General features: G+C 42.8%; 1 protein-coding gene. It reads left to right on the top strand.

Features of this window, described 5'->3' with window-relative positions; translation table 11 throughout:
- Positions 1–358: 358 nt before the first annotated feature.
- Positions 359–2557 carry an Ig-like domain-containing protein gene (locus tag IQ229_RS23360; RefSeq protein WP_194047853.1) on the top strand — a complete coding sequence of 733 codons (2199 nt, stop codon included), beginning with the start codon at positions 359–361 and terminating at the stop codon, positions 2555–2557.
- Positions 2558–2652: the final 95 nt, after the last annotated feature.

The raw sequence follows: 2652 nt of genomic DNA, 5'->3' as shown, positions 1-2652 counted from the left end.
GTATATTAACAGCACAGATACAAATGAACTCTGCCAGCACCTATTCAAGGTTGGTTTATGGTAATAATTTTGAAGATTTATTGCTGATTTATTGCTTTTTACGTAATCATACCGTGGCAAGTTGAGGCATTAGAAAGTTCCCTGATAATTCTCTTAAAAAGAAGTTCAGTATTTATTTAATTTCAAGTATTTACTAAATAGTTTTTATACAGTTTAGAGAAATGGGTTCCCTAAGACTTGCGGTCATTAAGTTCGTTTCTAGCCAGTGAAGGATTGCCAAGAATCATCATTGCAGATACTTGGCCAATGTTAATGGACTACTCACCTATCAACTACGAACACAACGGCAAGGCATACTATGATTTACAAGATCAAACCCAAAATATTGGTATTAGCAATTGTTCAAGGGATTGCTTTTCAACCAAATAATGCTCCTGTACCATCTGGGTATATTAAAGATATCGGTCAAGGCTACAATGATACTAGAGGTTTTGGTTGGGTGCGTGAAGATAGCTTAGGCAATAGTACACCCACTCCCCTTGATATCCAACTCAATACACGCGATCGCAACCAAAGTAGCATCGATCGGCGACTAAATAGACTGATTCATCTGCAATATCCTCTTAGCAGTGCGGAACCAGGAGTCAAGATACCTGCTGCTTGGGAATATGCCCTATCTAATGGTTCCTACAATGTGACTGTTAGCGTCGGTGATGCTAGTAATACTGTAAATAGTAAGCACCAGCTCAATATAGAAGGGATGGCTGCTATTTCTGGCTTTGTACCAACGGCAACCAAAAAGTTTGCCGCAATTACCCGGATTGTTAATGTTGCCGATGGCAAGCTCACAATTGATGCTAAAGGTGGTAAGAATACCAAGCTCAACTATATTGCGATCGCACCAGGTAATCGACCCTCGATTAGAACGACCAATCCCAATGATGGTCAGACAAACGTGTCGCCAGATATCTCGATTACAGCAGACCTAAATCTCCCTAATAGTGGGATTGCGGTTAATACTATTTCTGCCTCAACCATCAAGCTGATCGATAGCACTACCAATACACAAGTCAATGCCAATTACAACACTTCCGGTGGTGGAGATGTGATTGTAGTGTCTCCGATAAATCGTCTCAAGAACAATACCAAATATTTGTTACAAATCACCGACGGGGTTCAAGATAGTAATGGTGCTGCATTCTTACCCTATAGCATCAGTTTCACAACAGGCACTTTTGTAGACACAGGAAGCAATATTACTTTCGAGCAAATCTCACTAGCGAATGTACCTCTAAAACCTTACACCACAGTATTGATTGGGCCTGACAATAAACTCTATGCTGCCACTTTACTAGGTGAGATTTTGCGTTTCCCGATCAATGCTGATGGTACTCTGGGTACACCACAAACGATTTCCTCATTGCAGACTGCAAATGGTGGTAATCGAACCATCGTTGGTATGCACTTTGATCCCTCATCAACAAATGCCAGCAACCTAATTCTCTGGGTAACAAATAACTACTACTGGAATGGAACTGTTGATGCGCCAGAGTGGACTGGTAAGATTACTCGTTTAAGCGGTACTAATCTAGAGACGGTAAAAGACTATGTGGTTGATTTACCGCGATCGAGCCGGGATCATCTAACCAATAGCATTGAGTTTAAGCCCAATGAGCCAAATGTGCTCTATGTGTTGCAGGGTAGTAATAGTAGTACGGGCGCACCAAACACTGCCTGGAGTAATCGTCCTGAGCAGTTGTTAACTGCTGCTGTATTACGAGTAGACCTGTCCAAAATCACCTTACCTCCTTTAAGCGTTAAGACGGAGGATGGAGGTACTTATAACCCCTCTAAAACGGGCGCACCTGTAACTATTTTTGCTAGTGGTATACGTAATGCCTACGATCTGGTTTGGCATACCAATGGTCAATTATATGTGCCAACGAATGGTTCAGCGGCTGGTGGCAATACGCCAAATACACCTATTCCCCTACCTCTTGCCTGTCAAAACCGGATTGATAAAGCTACTAATGGGGCTTATACAAGTCCATCTGTGCTTGCTCTTAGAAGTCTAGGCACGCAGCGAGACTTTCTGTTTCGGGTTGTTAGAAATGGTTATTATGGTCATCCCAATCCGAAGCGTTGTGAGTGGGTGTTGAGTGGAGGAAATCCTACAACTGGTACAGATCCAGTTCAGATAAGTGAATATCCCGTTGGTACTCTACCTGACCGGAATTGGAAGGGTATTGCCTTCGATTTTGGAGAGCATTTTTCACCTAATGGCATTATTGAATATCGTAGTAATGTTTTAGGTGGTCAGCTGCAAGGCAAACTGCTGGTGACACGCTTCAGTTCAGGGAAAGACATCATTGTGTTAACACCAGGTGGCGCAAAGTTGGATATTATAAATTCCCAAACAGGTATTAGTGGTTTCACTGGTTTTAACCCAAGTCCATTGGATTTGGTTGAGAATCCCACGAATGGAAATCTCTACGTGGCGCAACTCAGTCAAGAGACGAGCATGGGCAAAATTACACTTCTGCGTCCACTTAATTAATAGACCTCTTGCATAAATCAAAAATAAGAAAGAACCCCACCCCGCCAAAGCTACGCTTTGTCTCCCCTCCCCGCAAGCGGGGAGGGGTTGGGGGT

The organism is Nostoc cf. edaphicum LEGE 07299 (assembly GCF_015207245.1).
Lineage (GTDB): Bacteria > Cyanobacteriota > Cyanobacteriia > Cyanobacteriales > Nostocaceae > Nostoc > Nostoc edaphicum_B.
This window is presented reverse-complemented; position numbering and strand designations above follow the sequence as displayed.